A 21,204-nucleotide genomic window follows, 5' to 3' on the forward strand; every position below is an offset into this window, starting at 1 on the left:
TCAGCCTATGGCGTAGGCCTTGCGGAGTGTCTCATGGACGGTCCATGTCGTGCGGTCTCCTTCGCGGAGGACGCAGACGTCGCCCGGGCCGAGCTCCAGGGTCGGTCCGCCCTCCACCTCGACGGTGGCCCGCCCGCTGACGACCACGAACATCTCGTCCGTCTCGGTGTCGGTCACCACGCCCGGGGTGATCTGCCAGATCCCCCTCGTACGGGTGCCGTCGGGCGACTGCCACAGCACCGTTCCGGTGACCTCCGGGGATCCGGAGACGATCTGCTCCGGGTCCAGGGGTTCGGGTTCGAGCACGGCGGCGGCGATGTCGACGGAGAAGCTCTTCATGGCCGGGAGCGTACGCGCGGGCGTATGCCGACGGTAACGACACGTTGTATACGTTCCGTTGCCGCACAATACGTAACGTAAGGCTGCCCCGCGCGAGAAGGGCCATGCAATGCGGGATGAACGGGAAGCCGGGGCACGGGCGGCGGACCGCGCCTGGCTGCTGCTGGAGGAACTGGCGGCGCGGGCACCGGGGACGGTGCGGCTGGCACCCGGCGCGGACGACGCCGAGATCGCGGCGTGGGGCGTGCCGCTGCCCGACGAGGTGCGGCACCTGGTCGGCAGGGTGCGGTCGATCCGCATCGGGGGGCTGGAGGAGTACCGGCTGGCCCCGGAGCGCGGTCTGCACCCCGGGGGTTGGGCGGTGGGGCCGCCCGGCTCCGCGCACCTGCTGCACGAGTCGGGCGGGGACACGCTCTTCGTCGACGTGGACGAGGGCACCGGCGCCTGGGGCCGGGTGTTCGCCGCGACCGGGGTCTTCCTCGACACCTGGGCGTACGTCGCGCCGTCACTGGTCGACTGGATCACCCTGCTGGCCCGGGCGGGGCTCACGGCCCTGGAGCGCACGGCGCCGGAGCCGGAGCCGGATCCCGAACGGGGGCACGGGACGGTTCCGGACCACACCGCCGTGCTGGAACGGCTCGCCGAGACCTCGCACGTCTTCTCCTACCGGCCCGACCTGCGGGGCACGCCCGTGGGGCAGGCCCGGCCCGACGCCGACCCGGAGCTGGCCGGCGCGCTGGCCGGGCTGCCGGACGACGCCCTGGTGGTGGACCTGCGCGAGGTGGCGCACCCGGCCACCTTGCACCTGCCCTGCCCGCCCGGCCTGCGCGGCTACGTCGAGTTCCAGCGCAGGGTCGGCGGGCGCTTCGCGGTGGGCCTCCCCCGGAGCGGTCAGACGTCGAGGTCGACCACGACGGGGGCGTGGTCGGAGGCGCCCTTGCCCTTGCGCTCCTCACGGTCGACGTAGGCGTCGGAGACCGCCTTGCCGAAGGCCTGGTTCGCGTAGACCAGGTCGATCCGCATGCCGCGGTTCTTGGGGAAGGCCAGCTGGCGGTAGTCCCAGTAGGTGTAGGGGCGGTCGTACTTCAGCGGGCGGGGCACCACGTCGCTGAGCCCGGCCTCGCGCAGGTGCGCCAGCGCCTCCCGCTCCGCGGGGGTGACGTGGGTCAGCCCCTCGAAGACCGAGGGGTCCCACACGTCCTCGTCGGCGGGCGCCACGTTGTAGTCGCCGAGGACGGCGAAGGGGCGCTCGCCCGCGGCATCCTGCGCGACCGCCGCACGCAGCGCCTCGAACCAGCGCAGCTTGTAGGCGTAGTGCTCGTGGCCGACCTCACGGCCGTTGGGCACGTACACCGACCAGACCCGGACCGGGCCGCAGGTCGCCGAGACCGCGCGGGGCTCGTCGACCTCCTCGTACAGCGGGCCCCCGGGCAGGCCGACGACGACGTCCTCGAGGCCCACCTTGGACAGCAGGGCGACGCCGTTCCACCGGCCGGTGGCGTTGACGGCGGTCTCGTAGCCGAGGGCGCGCAGCTCGTCGAACGGGAACTGCGCCTCGGCGCACTTGGTCTCCTGGATGCACAGCACGTCCGGGCTGTTCTTCTCCAGCCAGGGCAGCAGCCGCGGCAGGCGGGCGGTGATCGAGTTGACGTTCCAGGTGGCGATGCGCATGGACCCGAATCTACCGCCCGCCTCCGACAACCGGCCCCGCGGCGTTCCCCGGGGCCGTCCGCGGCGGGTCGTCAGCCCAGGTCGGCGCTGTCGCCGGGGGCGAGCCTGCCGTGCTCCGCGCCGCCGACACCGGGCCCGTCGGGGCCGAGCAGCCGGTCGTAGACGGTACGCGCGATGTCGCTGAGCAGCCCGTCGTGCACGTCGATGGCGCGGGCCGGCTTCACCTCGCGGAGGTAGTCGATGACCTCGGAGACCTTGCTCCAGGGGGCGTGCACCGGCAGCAGCAGCGTCTGCACGGACCGGCCGGGCACGGTGAGCGCGTCACCGGGGTGGAAGACGGAACCGTCGACGAGGAAACCCACATTGGTGATGCGCGGGATGTCGGGGTGGATCACGGCGTGCATCTGGCCGTGCACCTCGATGTCGAAGCCGGCCGCGCTGAAGGTGTCGCCCTCGCCGACGGTGTGGACCCGGCCCGGGAAGGCGGCCGACACCTGGTCGGCGACGCTCTTCAGGGTCCAGATCTCGGCGGCGGGGTCGGCCTCCAGGGCGGCGCGCAGCTGCTGTTCGCTGAAGTGGTCCGCGTGCTCGTGCGTGATGAGCACCGCCTCCGCCCCCGTCGCGGCCTCCGGCTCGGTGAAGGCTCCGGGGTCGATGACGAGCGCGCGCCCGTCCTTCTCCAGGCGGACGCAGGCATGGCCCCTCTTCGTCAGCTTCATGGCTCTCCTCCGGAGCGGTGATCCTTTGCATGGCCATCATGGCCGGGGCCGTGCGCACCGCACACGCCGCATCCAGGTGGAGATGGCAATGGGCTGACGGGGCGACCGGGCCGCCGTGCGCGCGGACTCACTCCCGTGGCCGAGTCTCCTCCCGGATGACACGCCGCGCCACCGCGAAGGCGGAGGTGGCGGCGGGCACCCCGCAGTAGACGGCGGTGTGCAGCAGCACCTCCTCGATCTCGGCCGGGGTGAGGCCGCCGCGCAGCGCGGCCCGGGTGTGCGCGGCCAGTTCCGTCTGGTGGCCGCCGGCGACGAGCGCGGTCAGGGTGACGACGCTGCGGGTGCGCCGGTCGAGCCCGGGCCGGTTCCAGACCTCGCCCCAGGCGTAGCGGGTGACGAACTCCTCGAAGTCCCCGGCGGACTCCTCGGCCTCCTCCGCCGCCTGGTCGACGTGGGCGTCGCCCAGGAGCTCACGCCGGATGCGGTCGCCCTCCGCGTACGCGTCCGGGCGTTCGCCCGCGGTGCCGCCCCGGTGCTGCGACGCCGGTCGTACGGGGGCCGCCGCCGGAACGGGCTCGGGGGCCGCGGGTACGGGCTGCGCGGGGAGGGCCACGGCGACGGGCTGCCCGGTCCAGGTGGCCTCGAAGTGGCGTACGAGGAGTTCGCCCACGGCGGCGGGTTGCTCGACCGGCACCAGGTGCGAGGCCCCGGGGACGACCGCGAGCCGCGCGTCCGGTATCCCGGCGACCAGGGCCCGGGCGTCGGCGGGCGGCGTCACCTGGTCCTCGGCGCCGCCAAGGACCAGCGTCGGCACGGTGATCAGGCCCAGCTCGGCACGCACGTCATGGGCGGCGAGCGCCTCGCAGGCGGCGATGTAGCACTCGGGGTCGACGGCGCGGGCCATCTGCACGGACCAGTCCACGATGGCGGCCTGGGCGGCACGGAAAGCGGGGGCGAACCAGCGCTCGGGGGTGCTCAGGGCGATCTGCTCCAGGCCGTTCGCACGGACGACCACGCCGAGCTGCCGCCATGCGTCAGGTGTCCCGAAGCGGGCGGCCGAGGAGACCAGCGCGAGCGAGGCGACGCGCTGCGGGGCGCGCAGCGCGAGCTGGGTGCCGATGGCGCCGCCGAAGGCGCAGCCCGCGTAACCGAAGCGCTCCACGCCGGCCTCGTCCAGGGTGCGCAGCAGGCGGTCGGCGAGGTCGGCGGTGGAGGCCGAGGGCTCGACGGGGGCACCACCGTGCCCCGGGAGGTCGTACCGCAGCACTCTCCACTGCCGGGTCAGCTCGGGTATCTGCCGGTCCCACATGTGCCACGTCGTGCCCAGCGAGGGGCCGAGGACCAGGACCGGGGCGTCCTGCGGGCCGTCGATGCGGTGCTGGAGGGTCTTGGGGGTCTGCTCGTCGGTCACTCGCTCCACGCTATCGAGGCGTTCGCGGGCACGGACGTCCGGGCCCCGTGACGGCGCGGGACCCTTGCGGCGCCTGGGCGCCGGTCAGCGGAAGTTTATCGTGGACACGACATAGACCACGGGGTGGTCCGTGTCGGAGAGGTCGACCGTGATGTTGTGGTCCGGCTTGTCGCCGTGCTGCTTGAGCTTGAGACCGGCCCACCGGCGGTCCGTGCCGAAGGTCCAGCGCACCGTGCGGGCCTGCTTCGGGCTCACGGTCACGTCGCCGTCCTTGAGGGCGGAGCGGCTCGTGCCGACCTGGGCGAGGAAGGTGTCCAGGCCGCCCTGGTTGGTGCGGAACTGCACGTAGAAGGAGCTGGAGGCCCAGTTGTTGGTCTCCAGGTACGCCACCGGCGTCGACCCGGACGGGATCGGCACCTCGTAGATACGCCGCTGCACCTTGGTGGGCCACAGGTGGGTGAGCGTGGTGGCGGCGGCCTGCTGCTGCTTCTCCTCGCCGCTGTCCCGGCTCTGCTCGGCGGAGATGATCACGTAGCCGATCGGCACCAGGATCAGCAGCGGGACGACCGTCCACTGCACCCAGCGCGGCGGCTTCCTCGGGGGCATGGCACTCACTTGCCGACGACCTTCGCGTAGCGCTCGTACCGCTCGACCCGCCGCCGGTTGGCCCGCCGGAAGCGGCGCGCGACCAGCCGCGCCAGGTCCGCGGCGCCGACCATCCCGGCCTCGGGGCCGAGCTGCGCCTTGACGATACGCGCCTCCGGCCGGTAGCCGCGGCCCGTCAGATGGCGCCGGAAGGCGTCGCGGGCCGGGGCGATCAGCAGGTCGTCGGCCGCGCTGACGCCGCCGCCGATGACGAAGCAGGAAGGATCCAGGGCGGCGGCGAGGTTGGCGATGCCGACGCCCAGCCACTGGCCGATGTCCTGGAAGAGTTCGACGCACATGGGATCACCCTCACGGGCGAGCTCCGTGATGAGCGGCCCCGTGATCTCCCGGACCTGGCCGTCGACCCGGTCGATGATCCCGTACGCGACCGGGGACTCCGCCGCCGCGAGTTCGCGGGCCTCGCGCACCAGGGCGTTGCCCGAGCTGTACTGCTCCCAGCAGCCGCGGTTGCCGCAGGCGCAGCGGTGGCCGCCGGGCACGACCTGCATGTGGCCGAACTCGCCCGCGACGCCGTAGCGGCCCCGCTTGACCTGGCCGTCCTCCAGGATGGCGCCGCCGATCCCGGTGCCCAGCGTGATCATGACGAGGTCGTTCTCACCGCGGCCGGCGCCGAAGCGCCACTCCGCCCACGCGGCGGTGTTCGCGTCGTTGTCCACCATGACGGGGACCCGCAGGCGCTCGGTGAGGCGGGCTTTCAGCGGCTCGTCACGCCAGGACAGGTGGGGGGCGAAGAGCACCCGGGAGCGGTCCGCGTCGACCCACCCGGCCGCGCCGATGCCCACAGCGTGCACGTCGTGCCGCTCGGACAGGTCGAGGACGAGCTCGGTGATGGTGTCCTCGACCACCTTCGGGCTCTTGCTCTTGTCCGGGGTCTCGGTGCGCAGCTTCTCCAGGATGGTGCCGTCCGCGTCGACGACGCCAGCCATCACCTTGGTGCCGCCGATGTCGATGCCGACGGTGGGGACCCGGGGCGCGGTGAGGTGCGAGCGGCGCTCGCGGCGGCCCACCGTGCTCAGGAGTGTGGAACTGCTGGAGGAGCGGGCGGCGCCTCGGTACATGCTCATCGGTTCACCCCCGTGGATCCGATCCCGGACTCGGTCCCGAACTGCTGCTCGGTCGTCGCTCGCAAGGCTCGTCTCTCCGGGGTCGGGGGCGTTTCTCCGAGTGATTCTAAGTGCCGGGGCCCGCGGGGGCGTGGCCCGCTGCCCCGGGCGTCGGCGGACCGGGTGCGCGGGTGGCCGGCCGGGGGCCGCCCACCCACGCTCACGGCGCCGGGCGGCGCAGCTCGTGCGCGAGGGCCTCGAGGTCCGAGCCGCCGGCCATCTCCCGGGTGAGCTCGTCCACCGTGATCCCGTCCCTGGTGTAGGAGCCGGTCATCCTGCCGCGGCGCAGCAGGACGAAGCGGTCGCCGACGAGGTGGGCGTGGTGGGGGTTGTGCGTGATGAGGACCACACCCAGCCCGGCGTCGCGGGCCGCGGCGACGTACTTCAGGACGACGCCGGACTGCCGGACGCCGAGTGCCGCCGTGGGCTCGTCGAGGATGAGCACCTTGGCCCCGAAGTGCACGGCCCGGGCGATGGCGACGCTCTGCCGCTGCCCGCCCGACAGGGTGCCGATGGGCTGGTCCACGTCGCGCAGGTCGATCCCCATGTCGCGCAGTGCCGTGCGCGTGGTCTCCCGCATCATGGCGACGTCCAGGCGCTTGAAGGGGCCGCGGCCCTTCCTCGGCTCGGAGCCGAGGAAGAAGTTCCGCCACACCGGCATCAGCGGGACGACGGCCAGGTCCTGGTAGACCGTGGCGATGCCGCGGTCGAGGGCCTCGCGGGGGGAGGCGTGGCGCACGGGCACGCCCTCGATCTCGTAAGCGCCGCCGTCGTGCTGGTGCAGGCCGGCGATGATCTTGATCAGGGTGGACTTGCCGGCACCGTTGTCGCCGAGGACGCAGGTGATCTCCCCCGCGTGCACCTCCAGGGAGACGCCCTCCAGGGCGCGTACGTGCCCGTACGCCTTGCTGACGTCGGTCAGCTTCACCAGGACCGTCACTTCGCCGCCTCCGCCCGCTTGCGCACCCAGGCGTTGAGCAGCGTCGCCAGCAGCAGCATGGCGCCCAGGAAGAACTTGAACCAGTCCGGGTTCCACTCGGCGTAGACGATGCCCTTGCTGGTCATACCGAAGATGAACGCACCGACCGCCGAGCCGATGGCGGAGCCGTAGCCGCCGGTCATCAGACAGCCGCCGATCACGGCGGCGATGATGTACAGGAACTCGTTGCCGATGCCCTCTCCCGACTGCACGACGTCGAAGGAGAACAGTAGGTGCTGCCCGGAGACCCACGCGCAGAAGGCGACGGCCATGTACAGGCCCGTCTTCGTACGGGTGACGGGGACGCCGACCGCGCGGGCCGCGTCGGGGCCGCCGCCGGAGGCGAAGATCCAGTTGCCGGCGCGGGTGCGTAGCAGGACCCACGTGGCGACGGCGACCAGGGCGATCCACCACAGGATGGTCACCTGGAGGTCGACGTCGCCGATCGTCAGGTGCGAGGCGAACAGCGCCCGCGCCGACGCGAAGCCCTCCATGTCGGAGATGGACTTGGTGCTGACCGTGCCGTCGATGAGCTTGGTGAAGCCCAGGTTGAGGCCGGTGAGCATCAGGAAGGTGCCCAGCGTGATGATGAAGCTCGGCAGCTTCGTGCGGGCCAGCATGATGCCGTTGAAGAGGCCGATGGCGAGGGTGACGAGCAGCGAGACGCCGACGCCGACCCAGACGTTCGCCGTCATCTGGTAGCTGAACATCGACGACACCAGGGCGGAGGACGTGACCAGCACGCCCGCCGACAGGTCGAACTCGCCGCCGATCATCAGCAGTGCCACCGGCACCGCCATGATCCCGATGGTGGACGCCGCGTAGAGGATGGTCCCCAGGCTCGCCGGCCGCAGGAAGGAGTCGGCCGCCACGGAGAAGAAGACGAAGACGGCCACGGCGCCGACGACCGCCCCGAGCTCGGGGCGGCTGAGCAGTCGGTGCCCGAGCGGTCTCGGGGGAGCGAGGCCGTCCGCGGTCATCGGGTGCCCCGCTTCGCGTAGTCCTTCAGCGCGGCCGCGTCGTCCTTGGTGACGATCTGCGGGCCGGTGAGCACGGGCCTGCCACCGCCGAGCACGTCGGCGTTGTACCGGTAGAGCCACAGCAGGTCGACGGCCTCGTAGCCCTGCAGGTACGGCTGCTGGTCGACGGCGAAGCCGATGGTGCCGTCCTCCAGCGCGCCCGCGACCTGGCCGTTGAGGTCGAAGGTGTCGACCTCGGCCTGGCTGCCCGCCTGGTCCTTCGCCTTGGCGGCGGTGGCGGCGTAGGGCGCGCCCAGGGTCACGACGGCGTCGATGGAACGGTCTGCCGCCAGCTTGGCCTGGAGGGCGGACTGGACGTCCGGCATGTTGGTGCCGTTGACGTAGAGGTTCTCCGTCGTGCCCTCGAAGGTGTTCTTCACGCCCGCGCACCGCTGCTCGTGGCCGACGTTGCCCTGCTCGTGGAGCACGCACAGGACGTGCTTCCTGCCGCGCGCCGTGAGCTCGTCGCCGACGGCCTCGCCGGCGACGGTCTCGTCCTGACCGATGTGCGCCAGGGCGCCGTACTCCTTGGACTGGGCGGACCCGGAGTTGATGGTGACGACCGGGATGCCGGCCTTCTCCGCCTTCAGGACGACGTCCTTCATGGCCTCGGGCTTGGCAAGCGTGACGACCAGGCCGTCGACCTTCTGGTCGATGGCGGTCTGCACCAGCTGCGCCTGGTCCTTGCCCTGGTCGCTGTTGGAGTACAGGAATGTGATGTTGTCCTTGGCCGCGGCCTGCCGGGCGCCCTTCTGGACGATGTCCCAGAAGCTGTCCCCGGCACCGGCGTGGGTGACCATGGCGACCGTCCACTTCGGTGTGTCGACGGCCGATCCGTTGGCCTGGGCCTCCTTGGCCCGCTGCTCCGCGCGCAGGCCTCCGGTGCTGCTGCAACCCGCCAGCGTCACACCGATGACCACTGTCAGTAGCGCACCGAGTGCACGCTTTCCCCTGTTCGCGCTCTCCACGTCGTGCCTTTCCCTGCAGGTCTTGGAACCGCCCAAGTATCCGTCACAGGGTGCGATGCTTGCGGAAGGGGGGGTTCCGCGGCGTTCAGGCCCGTACGAGGAGCTGGAATTCGAAGGCGTAGCGGGAGGCGCGGTAGATGTGCGTGCCGTACTCGACGGCCCGTCCCGTGTCGTCGTACGTCGTCCGGCTCATGGTGAGCAGCGCGGCCCCGGGGTCCTCGGCGAGCAGCTCGCCCTCCGCCTCGGTGGCGCACCGGGCGCCGACCGACTGACGGGCGCTGTGCAGGGTGATCCCGGCGGCTCGCATCATGCGGTACAGGCCGGTGGACTCCAGCCTGGCGTTGTCCAGGGACAGGAGTCCGGGCGGCAGGTAGTTGCACATGTGGGCCATCGGCTCACCGTGGGTGAAGCGCAGCCGTTGCAGGACGACGACGTCGCTGCCCTCGGCGAGGCCGAGGGCGGCGGCGACCTGGGCCGAGGCCGGCTCGGTCTCGTTGCGCAGCACATGGGTCGCGGGGCTCTGCCCGGCGGCCTGCAGGTCGTCGAAGAGGCTGCTCAGCTCCAGGGGCCGCTTGACCTGGCTGTGCACGACCTGGGTGCCCACGCCGCGACGGCGCACCAGCAGTCCCTTGTCCACGAGGGACTGGATGGCCTGCCGGACGGTCGGCCGGGAGAGGCCGAGCCGTCCGGCGAGTTCGATCTCGTTGCCCAGGAGGCTGCCCGGGGCGAGCCTGCCGTGCTCGATGGCGCCCTCCAGCTGCTGGGCGAGCTGGTAGTACAGCGGCACCGGGCTGGAGCGGTCCACCTCGAACTCGAGCGGCGCGGACTCTGCTTTGGACACAGGGGGAGCGTATCCGCCGGTCTCGATCTCAGGAAACTCTGACATCACATTGTCCGAACATTTGGGTCCACCCCTTCTCGAAGGGCCCGCGGGCGGGCCGGTGCGGTCGGTGGCGCGGTCGGTGGTGCCGGATTACGGGGGCCGCCTCACAGGTGGCGGCGGCGGTCGCCCAGGTGCCGTTCGTAGGACTTGCGGGCCTCGACGGCCGCCTCCCGCGAGGCGGTCTCGGCGACCGGCACGTCCCACCAGGCCTGGGCGGCGGGGGCCGTCGGCGTGGGGTCGGTCTCGACGTACACGCAGGTCGGGCGGTCGGAGGCACGGGCGGCGGCCAGCGCCTCGCGCAGTTCGCGCACCGTCCGGGCGCGCAGCACGTCCATCCCGAGGCTGGCGGCGTTGGCGGCGAGGTCCACCGGGAGCGGGTCGCCGGTGAAGGAGCCGTCGGCGGCCCGGTAGCGGTAGGCGGTGCCGAAGCGCTCGCCGCCGACCTCGGAGGACAGTCCGCCGATGGAGGCGTAGCCGTGGTTCTGGATGAGGAGGAGGTTGACGTTCACGCCCTCCTGGACCGCGGTCACGATCTCCGTCGGCATCATCAGGTAGGTGCCGTCCCCGACGAGCGCCCACACCGGCCGGTCGGGCGCCGCCATCCGCACGCCGATGGAGGCCGGGATCTCGTAGCCCATGCAGGAGTAGCCGTACTCCAGGTGGTACTGCCGCGGTGAGCGGGCGCGCCACAGCTTGTGCAGGTCACCGGGGAGGGAGCCGGCGGCGTTGACGACCACGTCGTCGTCGCCGACCACCGAGTCGAGCGCGCCGAGCACCTGGGTCTGGGTGGGACGGTCCGTGTCGTCCGCGGCGTACGCGGCGTCGACCACGCGCTCCCAGCTTTCCTTGCCTGCGCGGTACTCGGCCTCGTACGCCGGGTCGACGCGGTGTCCCGCCACGGCCCCGGCGAGGGCTTCGAGGCTCGCGCGGGCGTCGCCGACCAGGGTGCGGGCACCGAGCTTGTGGGCGTCGAAGCCGGTGACGTTGAGGTTGAGGAAGCGCACCCCGGGGGCGGCGAAGAGCGTGGAGGAGGCGGTGGTGAAGTCGGTGTAGCGGGTGCCCACGCCGATGACCAGGTCGGCGGTGCGCGCGATGTCGTCGGCCACGGCGGTGCCGGTGTGCCCGACGCCGCCGAGGTCGGCCGGATGGTCGTGGCGCAGCGAGCCCTTGCCGGCCTGGGTGGACGCCACGGGGATGCCGGTGGCCGCGGCCAGTGCCTCCAGGGCGGGCTCGGCCTCGCTGTGGTGGACGCCGCCGCCCGCGATGATCAGCGGACGGCGCGCGGCGCGCACCGTCTCGGCGGCCGCGGCAAGTTCGGCGGCCTCGGGGGCCGGGCGGCGTACGTGCCAGACGCGCTCGGCGAAGAACTCCTCGGGCCAGTCGTACGCCTCGGCCTGGACGTCCTGCGGGAGGGCGAGCGTGACGGCGCCGGTCTCGGCGGGGTCGGCGAGCACCCGCATCGCCTGGAGCGCGGACGGGATCAGGGCCTCGGGCCGGGTGACCCGGTCGAACCAGCGGGAGACCGGGCGCAGCGCGTCGTTGACGGAGACGTCGCCGTACTGGGTGTGCTCCAGCTGCTGCAGCACCGGGTCGGGGAGGCGGTTGGCGAAGGAGTCGCCGGGGAGCAGGAGCACCGGCAGCCGGTTGACGGTGGCGAGCGCGGCGCCGGTGACGAGGTTGGTGGCGCCGGGGCCGATGGAGGTGGTGACGGCCTGTGCGGACAGCCGGTTGAGCTGGCGGGCGTAGCCGACGGCGGCGTGCACCATGGCCTGCTCGTTGCGGCCCTGGTGGTAGGGCATCTCCTGCCGGTACTCCACCAGGGCCTGGCCGATGCCGGCGACGTTGCCGTGGCCGAAGATGCCCCACGTGCCGGCGACGAGCCGGCGGCGGACCCCGTCGCGCTCGGTGTACTGCGCGGACAGGAACCGCACCAGCGCCTGGGCGACCGTGAGGCGTCGTACGGACTGGCTGTTCATCAGGACCTCTCGGGGGCTTCGTCGGTGGCGGCGGGGGCGGTGTACAGGGGCAGGCGCGGGTCGACGGGCTGGTCCGGCCAGGTGGCGCGGACCCAGGCGTGGTCGGGGTGGTCGCAGATCAGCCAGGCGCGCTCCTCCCCCGGGCCCGCCATGACGTTGAGGTAGTACATGTCGTGGCCGGGGACGGCCATCGAGGGCCCGTGCCAGCCGTCGGGGATGAGGATGACGTCGCCGTGCCGGACCTCGGCGAGGACGTCGGTGTTGCGGCCGTTGCCGGAGGGTGAGACCCGCTGGTAGCCGATGCCCTCCTTGCCGTGCGCCGCGGCGATCTCGAAGTAGTAGATCTCCTCCAGGCGCGATTCGCCCTCGCGGTCCTCGTCGTGCTTGTGCGGCGGGAAGGACGACCAGTTGCCCGCCGGGGTGAGCACCTCGACCGCGATCAGCCGGTCGCACTCGAAGACCCCGGCGGCACCGAAGTTGTTGACCTGGCGGCTGCAGCTTCCGCTGCCCCGCAGCTCGACGGGGACGGCGGCGGCCGGTCCGTAGCGGGCGGGCAGCCGCCGGTCGCAGCGGGCACCGGTCAGGGCGAAGCGGCCGCCGGAGGCGGTGGTGACGGTGACCGTCTCGTCGCGCGGCACGTACGCGAAGTCGCTGACCCCGGCGAAGACGCTCTCGCGCCCGGTGAGCCGGAACGTCCCGCCTGCGGCGAAGACCTCGCAGCCGCCGGAGAGCGGCAGCACGATCCACTCGCTGTCACCGGTGGCGAACTCGTGCCGTCCGCCGGGCGGGAGTTCCAGGATCCGCAGCGAGGAGTGGTCCCAGCCGGCCCGTCCGGGGTCGACGTCGACGGCGTACGGGCCGGCGGCGGCCTTCCCGGCGGCCAGGTGGTTCTCGGTGCTGGTCATGGCGTGAGCCTCGCACTTCTCGCGGTTCGACCGGGACGTCACAGCAGGCCGACGGCGGTGTCGACGGCGGTCTCCACACCGCCCTCCGCCGGGTAGAGCAGCGTGCGGCCGACGACCAGGCCCTGGACGGTGGGCAGACGCAGCGCCTTGCGCCACTTCTCGTAGACCGCGTCCTGTTCCCCGCCCACCTCTCCCCCGAGCAGGACGGCGGGGAGGGTGGAGGTCTCCATGACGGTGGCCATGTCGTCGACGTCCTCGGTGACGGGCACCTTGAGCCAGGTGTAGGCGGAGGTCCCGGCGAGCCCGGAGGCGATGGCGATGGACTTGGTGACGGCTTCCGCGCTGAGGTCGTTGCGCACCCTGCCGTCGACGCGGCGGGATATGAAGGGCTCGACGAAGACCGGGAGCCGGTGCTCGGCCATGTCGTCGATGGCGCGGGCGGTGGCGACCATGGTGCTCAGCGAGCCGCTGTCCTCGTAGCTGATGCGCAGCAGGAGCTTGCCCGCGTCGAAGCCGAGCCGGGCTATGTCCTGGGCGCGGTGGCCGGTGAAGCGGTCGTCGAGCTCGAAGGAGGCCCCGGCCAGGCCCCCGCGGTTCATCGACCCCATGACGACCTTGCCCTCGAGCGCGCCGAGCAGCAGCAGGTCCTCCAGGATGTCCGCGGTGCCGAGGACCCCGTCGACGCCGGGGCGGGAGAGCGCGGTGCACAGCCGCTCCAGCAGGTCGACGCGGTTGGCCATGGCGAACTCCCGGTCGCCCACGGCGAACGCGCCCCGCGCGGGGTGGTCCGCGGCCACGATCATCAGCCGGCCGCTGTCACCGACGAGCGGGCGGCGGACGCGGCGGGCGGCGGCCTCGGCGATCGCCTCGGGGTGGTGGGTCCGCACCTTCACCAGGTCGGAGATGCTGATGCTCATCAGGAGCTCACTTTCGGGCAGGGGACGGACCGTCAGCCGCGGCCGAGGAGGTCCTGGACCTCCGACGCGGTGGGCATCGCGGAGGAGCAGGCCAGGCGGGACGCCACGATCGCGCCGGCGGCGTTGGCGTGGCGCATGATCCGCTCCAGGTCCCAGCAGGCGAGCAGCCCGTGGCAGAGGGAGCCGCCGAAGGCGTCGCCCGCGCCGAGTCCGTTGACCACCTCGACGGGGACCGGCGGGACCTCTGCGGTGCTGCCGTCGCGGTGGACGGCGAGGACGCCCTTGGGGCCCTGCTTGACGACGGCCAGTTCGACGCCGGCGGCCAGCAGCGCCTCGGCCGCGGCGCGTGGTTCGCGCACCCCGGTGGCGACCTCGCACTCGTCGAGGTTGCCGACGGCGACGGTGGCCGAGGCCAGCGCCCGTGCGTAGTAGGGGCGGGCCTCGTCCGGGTCCTTCCAGAACATGGGACGCCAGTCGAGGTCGAAGACGGTGGTGCCGCGCCGCGCCCTGGCCTCGAGGGCGGCGAGGGTGGCGGTGCGACTGGGCTCCGCGCACAGGCCGGTCCCGGTCATCCAGAAGATGCGGGCGGACCGGACGGCGTCGAGATCCAGTTCGGCGGCGTGGATCTCGAGGTCGGGGGCCTTGGGGAGCCGGTAGAAGTAGAGCGGGAAGTCGTCCGGCGGGAAGATCTCGCAGAAGGTGACCGGCGTCGGGTACGCGGCGACGGGGGTGACGTAGCGGTCGTCGACCCCGAACTCCTTGAGCGCCTGGTGGCAGTAGGCGCCGAAGGGGTCGTCTCCGGTGCGGGTGATGACGGCGGTGCTGCGGCCGAGCCGGGCCGCGGCGACCGCGACGTTGGTGGCGGAGCCGCCGAGGAACTTGCCGAACGTCTCGACCTGGGGCAACGGCACACCGGTCTGCAGAGGGTAGAGGTCCACCCCGATCCGGCCCATCGTGATCAGGTCGTACGGCTCGGTCATGGGCGTGACTCCTCGTCGTGCGTCACCGGGGGGTCGCTCTGCGGCCCTGTCAGGTCTAGCCCGCCCGGTCGCGCGATGTCAACACTATGTCCTTACATACGAACGTACCGCCCGCCGGAAGTCCGGGTCGTTACCTTGTCGTTACGTCGAGATGAATTGATGTCTTGACAAAGTCTTGACAGGGGCCCCGGGGAGGGGTTTGCTCCCGTGCAGCACCCGGCCATGTGAACACGTCCGTCCCCTTCTCCCTCCCACCGCAGTGAGGTGCAGGAACATGGAACGCTCTCGCAGAAACCGTCGGATCTCCGCCGTCGCGGCCCTCTCCGCCGCGGCGGTCCTCCTCGCAGCGGGCTGTTCCAGCAGCTCAGGCGGGAAGAAGGCCGAGGAGTCGGCGGACGCCCCCGCCGCGGGCAAGGCCGACACCCCGCGGATGAAGATCGCGATGGTCACCCACGCCGCCCCCGGCGACACCTTCTGGGACCTGATCCGCAAGGGCGCCCAGGCCGCCGCCGCCAAGGACAACGTGGAGCTGATCTACTCCAACGACCCCAACGCGGCGACCCAGGCCAACCTGATCCAGAACGCGATCGACCAGAAGGTCGACGGGATAGCCGTCACCCTGGCCAAGCCCGACGCCATGAAGGACGTCGTCGCCAAGGCCGAGGCCGCGGGCATCCCGGTGGTCGGCTTCAACGCGGGCCTGGACGACTGGAAGGACCAGGGACTGCTGGAGTACTTCGGGCAGGACGAGAGCGTCGCCGGCGAGGCGCTGGGGAACAAGCTCAACGACCTCGGCGCCCGGCACAACGTCTGCGTGATCCACGAACAGGGCCACGTCGCCCTGGAGGCCCGCTGCGCCGGCGTGAAGAAGACCTTCAAGGGGAAGACCGAGAACCTCTACGTCAACGGCACGGACATGCCGTCGGTGAAGTCCACGATCACGGCGAAGCTCAAGCAGGACTCCGGCATCGACTACGTCGTCACCCTGGGCGCGCCCTTCGCCCTCACGGCCGTCCAGTCGGTCGCGGACGCCGGGAGCAAGGCCAAGGTCGGCACGTTCGACCTCAACAAGGACCTGGTCAAGGCCGTCCAGGACGGCGGCGTGCAGTTCGCGGTCGACCAGCAGCCGTACCTGCAGGGCTACCTCTCCGTCGACTCCCTGTGGCTGTACAAGACCAACGGCAACGTCAGCGGCGGAGGCGTCGCCCCGGTGCTGACCGGCCCGGCCTTCGTCGACAAGGACAACGTCGAGTCCGTGGCCTCGTTCGCCGCGAAGGGCACCCGGTGATCCCTGTGTCCCAGGCAGCCGCCCCAGCGGCGTCCCCCTCGCCACCCGCGGCACCCGCCTCCAAGACGGACGGCCGCACCGCCGAACGCTCGCTGCTGCGCAGGACGCTGGCCCGTCCGGAGATCGGCGCGCTGATCGCCGCCGTCGCGGTCTACCTCTTCTTCTTCGCGGTGGCGCCGTCCTTCCGCGAGGCGGGCTCGCTGGCGACCGTGCTGTACCAGGCGTCGGTCATGGGCATCATGGCGCTGCCCGTGGCCCTGCTGATGATCGGCGGCGAGTTCGACCTCTCGGCCGGCGTCGCAGTCACCGCGTCGGCGCTGACAGCGAGCATGTTCAGCTTCCAGTTGAGCATGAACGTGTGGACCGGCGTGGCCGTCGCCCTGGTGGTGTCGCTGGGCATCGGGGCGCTCAACGGCTACCTGCTGGTGAAGACGGGCCTGCCCAGCTTCCTCATCACCTTGGCCACCTTCCTGATGCTGCAGGGCCTCAACCTGGCGGTCACCAAGATCTTCACCGGCAACGTCGCCACCGACTCCATCAGCGACATGGACGGCTTCGGCCAGGCGCGCGCGCTGTTCGCCTCGGAGATCGGCATCGGCGGGGTCCAGCTCAAGGTGACGGTGCTGTGGTGGCTCGGCTTCGCAGCGCTCGCCACCTGGGTGCTGCTGCGCACCAGGTTCGGCAACTGGACCTTCGCGGTCGGCGGCAACAAGGACAGCGCGCGGGCGGTCGGCGTACCGGTGGCCTTCACCAAGATCGCGCTGTTCATGGCCGTGGGCTTCGGGGCCTGGTTCACCGGCATGCACCTGCTGTTCTCGTTCAACGCGGTGCAGTCGGGCGAGGGCGTCGGCAACGAGTTCCTGTACATCATCGCGGCGGTCATCGGCGGTTGCCTGCTCACCGGCGGCTACGGTTCGGCGATCGGCTCGGTGATCGGCGCCTTCATCTTCGGGATGGTCTCCCAGGGCATCGTGTACGCCAACTGGAACCCCGACTGGTTCAAGTTCTTCCTCGGCGTGATGCTCCTGATCGCGACCCTCGTCAATCTGTGGGTCCGCCGCACGGCGACCCGGAGGTGAGCCCGATGACCACCGCCACCACCACCGACTCCGAAGGCACCGCCGCCGTCCCCGGTCCCGTCGTCGAACTGGACCGGGTGGGCAAGAGCTACGGCAACGTCCGCGCCCTGCACGGGGTCGACCTGGCCGTCCGGCCGGGGCAGGTCACCTGCGTCCTCGGCGACAACGGCGCGGGCAAGTCCACCCTGATCAAGATCGTCTCCGGACTGCACCAGCACACCGAGGGCGAGTTCCGCATCGACGGCGCACCCGTACGGCTGAACACCCCGCGCGAGGCCCTGGACCGCGGCATCGCCGCCGTCTACCAGGACCTGGCGACCGTCCCGCTGATGCCGGTCTGGCGGAACTTCTTCCTCGGCTCCGAGCTGACCCGCGGCCCCCGGCCCGTACGGCGCCTGGACATCGCCCGGATGAAGCGGACCGCGGACGAGGAACTACGGGCGATGGGCATCGTCCTGGACGACCTGGAACAGCCCATCGGCACCCTCTCCGGCGGCCAGCGGCAGTCCGTGGCCATCGCCCGCGCGGTCCACTTCGGCGCGCGGGTGCTGATCCTGGACGAGCCGACCGCGGCGCTGGGCGTCAAGCAGTCGGGTGTCGTCCTGAAGTACATCGCGGCCGCACGCGACCGGGGTCTGGGAGTCATCTTCATCACCCACAATCCGCACCACGCCTTCATGGTGGGCGACCACTTCTCGGTGCTGCGGCTGGGCACCCTGGAGTTGAGCGCGGGCCGCAGCGAGGTCTCCCTGGAGGAGCTGACCCACCACATGGCCGGCGGCGCCGAGCTGGCCGCGCTCAAGCACGAACTCGCCCAGGTCCGCGGTGTCGACGTGGAGGAACTGCCCGGACCGGAGGACCTGAGCGAGGGCCGTCCCTCCCCGTGAGGTGCGGCCCGGCCCCTGTTCCACCCTGACATGACGTCCGTATGTCAGGACTAACTCTTGACGGCTGCCCGGCCGGACGGCGAAGCTTCCAGCGGGACCACGGAGCTTCGCGGGCATCCGTACCACCGCCCTGACGGGCCGCCCTACCGAACCACGACCGGTCCGCGGCGACCGGTGAGAGGAGCCCTCCTCATGACTGCCCCCTCCCCCGTTCTGGACCGGATCCGGATCGGCTCCGCGCCCGACTCATGGGGCGTCTGGTTCCCCGACGACCCGCAGCAGGTGCCCTGGCGGCGCTTCCTGGACGAGGTCTCCGCGTCGGGCTACGAGTGGATCGAGCTCGGCCCGTACGGCTACCTGCCGACCGACCCCGCCCGGCTCACCGAGGAGACCGCGCGCCGGGGCCTGCAGGTCTCCGCGGGCACCGTCTTCACCTCCCTGCACCGCGGGCCCTCGGTGTGGGACGCCACGTGGGAGCACGTCGGCCAGGTCGCCGCCCTCGCCCAGGCCATGGACGCCCGGCACCTGGTGGTCATCCCGTCCTTCTGGCGCGACGACAAGACCGCCGAGGTCATCGAGCCGCGCGAGCTCACGGCCGAGCAGTGGGGACACCTCGCGACCGGCATGGAGCGCCTGGGCCGCCAGGTCCGCGACACGTACGGCCTGGACATCGTGGTCCACCCGCACGCCGACACGCACATCGACACCGAGGAGCACGTCGAGCGCTTCCTCGACGCCACCGACCCCGGTCTGGTCAGCCTCTGCCTGGACACCGGCCACTACGCCTACTGCGGCGGCGACAGCGTCAAGCTCATCGAGACCTACGGCGAGCGGATCGGCTACCTGCACCTGAAGCAGGTCGACCCGGAGATCCTCGCCGACGTCGTCAAGAACGGGATCCCCTTCGGCCCGGCCGTGCAGCGCGGGGTCATGTGCGAGCCGCCGGCCGGGGTGCCCGCCCTGGAGCCCGTGCTGGCCGCCGCGCAGGGCCTGGGCGTGGACCTCTTCGCCATCGTCGAACAGGACATGTACCCCTGCGAGCCGGAGCGGCCGCTGCCCATCGCGCAGCGCACCCGGAAGTTCCTGCGCTCCTGCGGTGCCTGACGCACCGCCCACGAAAGGGAAGACACGCATCATGACGCAGCACGGACCGCTCGGGGTCGCCGTCATCGGCACCGGCAAGATGGGTGCCGACCACGTACGCCGCATCAACGACGTCGTGAGCGGCGCCCGGGTGACCGCCGTCGTCGACGTCGACGCCGAGCGGGTGAAGGCGGTCGCCGACGGCATCGAGGGCTGCACGGCCTACACCGACCCCGCCGCGGCGATGGCCGCGGCCGACGTGGACGCCGTCCTCATCGCCTCCCCCGGCCCCGCCCACGAGGCGGCGCTGCTCACCGCCTTCGAGCACGACCTGCCGGTGCTGTGCGAGAAGCCGCTCACTCCGGACGCCGCCTCGGCGCTGCGCGTGATGGAGGCCGAGCAGAGGCTGGGGCACCGGCGGGTGCAGGTCGGCTTCATGCGGCGCTACGACGCGGAGTACACGAAGCTCAAGGCCCTGCTGGACAGCGGTGAGCTGGGCCGGACGCTGATGCTGCACAACCGGCACCGCAACGCGAGCATCCCTCCCGGCTTCACCAACGCCAACCTCGTCAACGACTCGCTCGTGCACGAGATGGACGTGACCCGCTGGCTGCTCGGCCAGGAGATCACCGCCGTGACGGTCCTGCGCCCGCGCCCGTCCTCGAACGCGCCCGAGGGCCTGGACGACCCGCAGTTCGTGGTCTTCGAGACCGACGGCGGCGCCGTCGTCGACGTCGAGGTCTTCCTCAACTGCGGCTTCGGCTACCAGGTGCAGGCCGAGGCGGTCTGCGAGCGCGGCAGCGCCCGCATCGGCGACGCGCACGACCTGCTCGTCAACACCGCGGGCCGCTGGGGCGGCACGATCGCCCAGGACTTCGTGGAGCGCTTCGCCGACGCCTACGACCGCGAGGTCCAGGCATGGGTCGACGCCACCCGGCGCGGTGAGGTCACCGGCCCGAGCGTGTGGGACGGCTACGCCGCGGCGGCGATCTGCGAGGCCGGTGTCCGCTCGCAGAGCACGGGCGGACGCGTCGAGGTCGAGCTGGTCGACCGACCGGCGTTCTACCGCTGAGGGACGCACGTCCCCGGTCACCCCGGATCCGGCGCGGGTGGGGCGGTTACTCCCTGGCCGCCCTGCCCGCGCCTCCACCGCACCCGTGAGAAAGGCACCCCGCACATGCGCGTTGTCCTCTTCGGCGTCGGGCGCCTCGGTTCCTTCCACGCGGCCACCCTCCACGCCCACCCCGAGGTCTCCGAGCTGGTCCTCGCCGACGCCGACGCCGCGCGGGCCGCAGAGGCCGCCGCACGGCTCGGTGCCGGTGCGCGGGCGGCGGCCTCGGTCGACGCGGCGTTCGCGGGCGGCGCGGACGCGGTCGTCATCGCCTCGGCGACCTCCGCCCACGCCGGGCTGATCTCCCGCGCCGTGCGGGCCGGGCTCCCCGCGTACTGCGAGAAGCCGGTCGCCCTCGACCTGGAGTCCACGGTCACCGCCCTGCGTGAGGTCGAGGAGGCCGGCTCCGTCCTCCAGATGGGATTCCAGCGCCGCTTCGACCCCGGCTACCGCGCCGCCCGCGAGGCGGTCCGGGCCGGCCGCCTCGGACGGCTGCACACCGTACGGGCCCTGACCTCCGACATGGCGCCCCCGCCGCCGGAGTTCGTGCCGCTGTCCGGCGGGCTCTACCGCGACTGCCTGATCCACGACTTCGACGCGGTGCGGTGGGTGACCGGCCGTGAGGTCGTCGAGGTGTACGCCATGGGCGCCAACGGCGGGGCCGACTTCTTCCGTACCGCGGGCGACGTGGACACCGCGGCGGCGCTCCTCACCCTCGACGACGGCACCCTCGCGACCGCCACCTCCACCCGCTACAACGGCGCCGGCTACGACATCCGCATGGAACTCGCCGGTTCACTGGACCAGATCGCGGTCGGCGTCGGCCCCCGTACGCCGGTCACGTCGGTGGAACCCGGCGCGGCGCGAGGCGTGCCGGATCCGTGGACGGGGTTCGTGGACCGCTTCGGGGACGCGTACCGGGCGGAGATCGACGCCTTCTTGCAGGTGGTGGCGGGCCGGTCGGAGAACCCCTGCGAGGGGCGCGAGGCGCTCGACGCGCTGCTCGTGGCGGAGGCGTGCGAGGTCTCGCGCAAGGAGCGGCGACCGGTCACGATCGCCGAGATGACCGCGGTCGCGGAGCGCGCCCGCAAGCGCGCGGGGTGACCGCACGGGGGCGTCGCGGGCACGTCACCCCCGCGGTCCGCCCCGGGTGGCGTGATCACGTACGCCGGTGCTTCCTGGGATGAGTCGGTCCCGGCTGTCCACGAGGGAAGAACCTT

Annotated in this window: 21 protein-coding genes; 7 read left to right on the forward strand and 14 right to left on the reverse strand. The window is 72.1% G+C overall.

The window, feature by feature from the left end:
* Window positions 1-339: a cupin domain-containing protein gene (locus tag ACFV3E_RS15225; protein ID WP_500535111.1), complete on the reverse strand. Its 339-nt coding sequence runs from the start codon at window positions 337-339 to the stop codon at window positions 1-3.
* 109 nt (window positions 340-448) lie between these two features.
* On the opposite strand from ACFV3E_RS15225, the gene ACFV3E_RS15230 reads away from it, so the two are divergent.
* The gene (locus ACFV3E_RS15230; RefSeq protein WP_500535112.1) at window positions 449-1,306 is read left to right on the forward strand and encodes an SMI1/KNR4 family protein; all 858 of its coding nucleotides are present in this window, start codon (window positions 449-451) and stop codon (window positions 1,304-1,306) included.
* Here ACFV3E_RS15230 and ACFV3E_RS15235 read toward each other — a convergent pair.
* From ACFV3E_RS15235 to iolC, 13 genes are all read right to left on the reverse strand, one after another.
* Window positions 1,231-2,010: an exodeoxyribonuclease III gene (locus ACFV3E_RS15235; protein ID WP_500535113.1), complete on the reverse strand. Its 780-nt coding sequence runs from the start codon at window positions 2,008-2,010 to the stop codon at window positions 1,231-1,233. The two genes, ACFV3E_RS15230 and ACFV3E_RS15235, sit on opposite strands and share 76 nt — an antisense overlap.
* Before the next feature lie 71 nt (window positions 2,011-2,081).
* Window positions 2,082-2,729, reverse strand: coding sequence for an MBL fold metallo-hydrolase (locus ACFV3E_RS15240; protein WP_500535114.1), 648 nt, complete (start codon window positions 2,727-2,729; stop codon window positions 2,082-2,084).
* 127 nt (window positions 2,730-2,856) lie between these two features.
* Window positions 2,857-4,140 (reverse strand): bifunctional 3-oxoadipate enol-lactonase/4-carboxymuconolactone decarboxylase PcaDC, encoded by a 1,284-nt coding sequence (gene pcaDC / locus ACFV3E_RS15245; protein WP_500535115.1) that lies wholly within the window; start codon window positions 4,138-4,140, stop codon window positions 2,857-2,859.
* Window positions 4,141-4,224: 84 nt separating this feature from the next.
* The gene (locus ACFV3E_RS15250) at window positions 4,225-4,746 is read right to left on the reverse strand and encodes a hypothetical protein (protein ID WP_500535116.1); all 522 of its coding nucleotides are present in this window, start codon (window positions 4,744-4,746) and stop codon (window positions 4,225-4,227) included.
* Window positions 4,747-4,751: 5 nt separating this feature from the next.
* The gene (locus ACFV3E_RS15255; RefSeq protein WP_499514778.1) at window positions 4,752-5,870 is read right to left on the reverse strand and encodes an ROK family glucokinase; all 1,119 of its coding nucleotides are present in this window, start codon (window positions 5,868-5,870) and stop codon (window positions 4,752-4,754) included.
* A gap of 199 nt (window positions 5,871-6,069) precedes the next feature.
* Window positions 6,070-6,879 (reverse strand): ATP-binding cassette domain-containing protein, encoded by an 810-nt coding sequence (locus ACFV3E_RS15260; protein ID WP_500535178.1) that lies wholly within the window; start codon window positions 6,877-6,879, stop codon window positions 6,070-6,072.
* A complete protein-coding gene (locus tag ACFV3E_RS15265) occupies window positions 6,846-7,868 on the reverse strand; it encodes an ABC transporter permease (protein WP_500535117.1) in 1,023 nt (340 codons plus the stop codon). Before ACFV3E_RS15265 ends, ACFV3E_RS15260 begins: the two co-directional genes overlap by 34 nt.
* On the reverse strand, window positions 7,865-8,827 hold the full coding sequence (locus tag ACFV3E_RS15270; protein ID WP_500535118.1) for a sugar ABC transporter substrate-binding protein: 963 nt from the start codon (window positions 8,825-8,827) through the stop codon (window positions 7,865-7,867). The genes ACFV3E_RS15265 and ACFV3E_RS15270 overlap by 4 nt, the downstream gene beginning before the upstream one ends.
* Window positions 8,828-8,960: 133 nt before the next feature.
* Window positions 8,961-9,761 (reverse strand): GntR family transcriptional regulator, encoded by an 801-nt coding sequence (locus ACFV3E_RS15275; RefSeq protein WP_500365176.1) that lies wholly within the window; start codon window positions 9,759-9,761, stop codon window positions 8,961-8,963.
* Between the two features lie 101 nt (window positions 9,762-9,862).
* Window positions 9,863-11,734, reverse strand: coding sequence for a 3D-(3,5/4)-trihydroxycyclohexane-1,2-dione acylhydrolase (decyclizing) (iolD, locus tag ACFV3E_RS15280; protein WP_500535119.1), 1,872 nt, complete (start codon window positions 11,732-11,734; stop codon window positions 9,863-9,865).
* Window positions 11,734-12,639 carry a 5-deoxy-glucuronate isomerase gene (gene iolB, locus ACFV3E_RS15285; protein ID WP_500535120.1) on the reverse strand — a complete coding sequence of 302 codons (906 nt, stop codon included), beginning with the start codon at window positions 12,637-12,639 and terminating at the stop codon, window positions 11,734-11,736. Before iolB ends, iolD begins: the two co-directional genes overlap by 1 nt.
* A 38-nt stretch (window positions 12,640-12,677) precedes the next feature.
* Window positions 12,678-13,556 (reverse strand): Cgl0159 family (beta/alpha)8-fold protein, encoded by an 879-nt coding sequence (locus tag ACFV3E_RS15290; protein ID WP_500365182.1) that lies wholly within the window; start codon window positions 13,554-13,556, stop codon window positions 12,678-12,680.
* Between the two features lie 32 nt (window positions 13,557-13,588).
* Window positions 13,589-14,536 (reverse strand): 5-dehydro-2-deoxygluconokinase, encoded by a 948-nt coding sequence (gene iolC / locus ACFV3E_RS15295; RefSeq protein ID WP_500535121.1) that lies wholly within the window; start codon window positions 14,534-14,536, stop codon window positions 13,589-13,591.
* 274 nt (window positions 14,537-14,810) lie between these two features.
* Between iolC and ACFV3E_RS15300 the strand changes: the two genes are divergently transcribed.
* The 6 genes from ACFV3E_RS15300 (at window position 14,811) to ACFV3E_RS15325 (ending at window position 21,088) form a co-directional block, all read left to right on the forward strand.
* Window positions 14,811-15,824, forward strand: a complete 1,014-nt coding sequence (locus ACFV3E_RS15300; protein ID WP_500535122.1) for a sugar ABC transporter substrate-binding protein — start codon at window positions 14,811-14,813, stop codon at window positions 15,822-15,824.
* The gene (locus ACFV3E_RS15305) at window positions 15,821-16,903 is read left to right on the forward strand and encodes an ABC transporter permease (RefSeq protein ID WP_500535123.1); all 1,083 of its coding nucleotides are present in this window, start codon (window positions 15,821-15,823) and stop codon (window positions 16,901-16,903) included. The genes ACFV3E_RS15300 and ACFV3E_RS15305 overlap by 4 nt, the downstream gene beginning before the upstream one ends.
* Before the next feature lie 5 nt (window positions 16,904-16,908).
* The gene (locus ACFV3E_RS15310; protein WP_500535124.1) at window positions 16,909-17,790 is read left to right on the forward strand and encodes an ATP-binding cassette domain-containing protein; all 882 of its coding nucleotides are present in this window, start codon (window positions 16,909-16,911) and stop codon (window positions 17,788-17,790) included.
* A gap of 192 nt (window positions 17,791-17,982) precedes the next feature.
* A complete protein-coding gene (locus ACFV3E_RS15315) occupies window positions 17,983-18,894 on the forward strand; it encodes a sugar phosphate isomerase/epimerase family protein (protein ID WP_500535125.1) in 912 nt (303 codons plus the stop codon).
* 31 nt (window positions 18,895-18,925) lie between these two features.
* On the forward strand, window positions 18,926-19,945 hold the full coding sequence (locus ACFV3E_RS15320) for a Gfo/Idh/MocA family protein (RefSeq protein ID WP_500535126.1): 1,020 nt from the start codon (window positions 18,926-18,928) through the stop codon (window positions 19,943-19,945).
* A 105-nt stretch (window positions 19,946-20,050) separates the two neighbouring features.
* On the forward strand, window positions 20,051-21,088 hold the full coding sequence (locus ACFV3E_RS15325; RefSeq protein WP_500535127.1) for a Gfo/Idh/MocA family protein: 1,038 nt from the start codon (window positions 20,051-20,053) through the stop codon (window positions 21,086-21,088).
* The last annotated feature ends 116 nt before the right edge of the window (window positions 21,089-21,204 follow it).

Source organism: Streptomyces sp. NPDC059718 (assembly GCF_042733315.1).
Classification (GTDB): domain Bacteria; phylum Actinomycetota; class Actinomycetes; order Streptomycetales; family Streptomycetaceae; genus Actinacidiphila.

Excerpts from the sequence above, each read along its gene's own strand:
- ACFV3E_RS15225 (WP_500535111.1), bottom strand. The coding sequence starts at position 339 with ATGAAGAGCTTCTCCGTCGACATCGCCGCCGCCGTGCTCGAACCCGAA.
- ACFV3E_RS15230 (WP_500535112.1), top strand. The coding sequence starts at position 449 with ATGCGGGATGAACGGGAAGCCGGGGCACGGGCGGCGGACCGCGCCTGG.
- ACFV3E_RS15235 (WP_500535113.1), bottom strand. The coding sequence starts at position 2,010 with ATGCGCATCGCCACCTGGAACGTCAACTCGATCACCGCCCGCCTGCCG.
- ACFV3E_RS15240 (WP_500535114.1), bottom strand. The coding sequence starts at position 2,729 with ATGAAGCTGACGAAGAGGGGCCATGCCTGCGTCCGCCTGGAGAAGGAC.
- ACFV3E_RS15250 (WP_500535116.1), bottom strand. The coding sequence starts at position 4,746 with ATGCCCCCGAGGAAGCCGCCGCGCTGGGTGCAGTGGACGGTCGTCCCG.
- ACFV3E_RS15255 (WP_499514778.1), bottom strand. The coding sequence starts at position 5,870 with ATGAGCATGTACCGAGGCGCCGCCCGCTCCTCCAGCAGTTCCACACTC.
- ACFV3E_RS15265 (WP_500535117.1), bottom strand. The coding sequence starts at position 7,868 with ATGACCGCGGACGGCCTCGCTCCCCCGAGACCGCTCGGGCACCGACTG.
- ACFV3E_RS15275 (WP_500365176.1), bottom strand. The coding sequence starts at position 9,761 with ATGTCAGAGTTTCCTGAGATCGAGACCGGCGGATACGCTCCCCCTGTG.
- iolD (WP_500535119.1), bottom strand. The coding sequence starts at position 11,734 with ATGAACAGCCAGTCCGTACGACGCCTCACGGTCGCCCAGGCGCTGGTG.
- iolB (WP_500535120.1), bottom strand. The coding sequence starts at position 12,639 with ATGACCAGCACCGAGAACCACCTGGCCGCCGGGAAGGCCGCCGCCGGC.
- ACFV3E_RS15290 (WP_500365182.1), bottom strand. The coding sequence starts at position 13,556 with ATGAGCATCAGCATCTCCGACCTGGTGAAGGTGCGGACCCACCACCCC.
- iolC (WP_500535121.1), bottom strand. The coding sequence starts at position 14,536 with ATGACCGAGCCGTACGACCTGATCACGATGGGCCGGATCGGGGTGGAC.
- ACFV3E_RS15300 (WP_500535122.1), top strand. The coding sequence starts at position 14,811 with ATGGAACGCTCTCGCAGAAACCGTCGGATCTCCGCCGTCGCGGCCCTC.
- ACFV3E_RS15310 (WP_500535124.1), top strand. The coding sequence starts at position 16,909 with ATGACCACCGCCACCACCACCGACTCCGAAGGCACCGCCGCCGTCCCC.
- ACFV3E_RS15315 (WP_500535125.1), top strand. The coding sequence starts at position 17,983 with ATGACTGCCCCCTCCCCCGTTCTGGACCGGATCCGGATCGGCTCCGCG.
- ACFV3E_RS15320 (WP_500535126.1), top strand. The coding sequence starts at position 18,926 with ATGACGCAGCACGGACCGCTCGGGGTCGCCGTCATCGGCACCGGCAAG.
- ACFV3E_RS15325 (WP_500535127.1), top strand. The coding sequence starts at position 20,051 with ATGCGCGTTGTCCTCTTCGGCGTCGGGCGCCTCGGTTCCTTCCACGCG.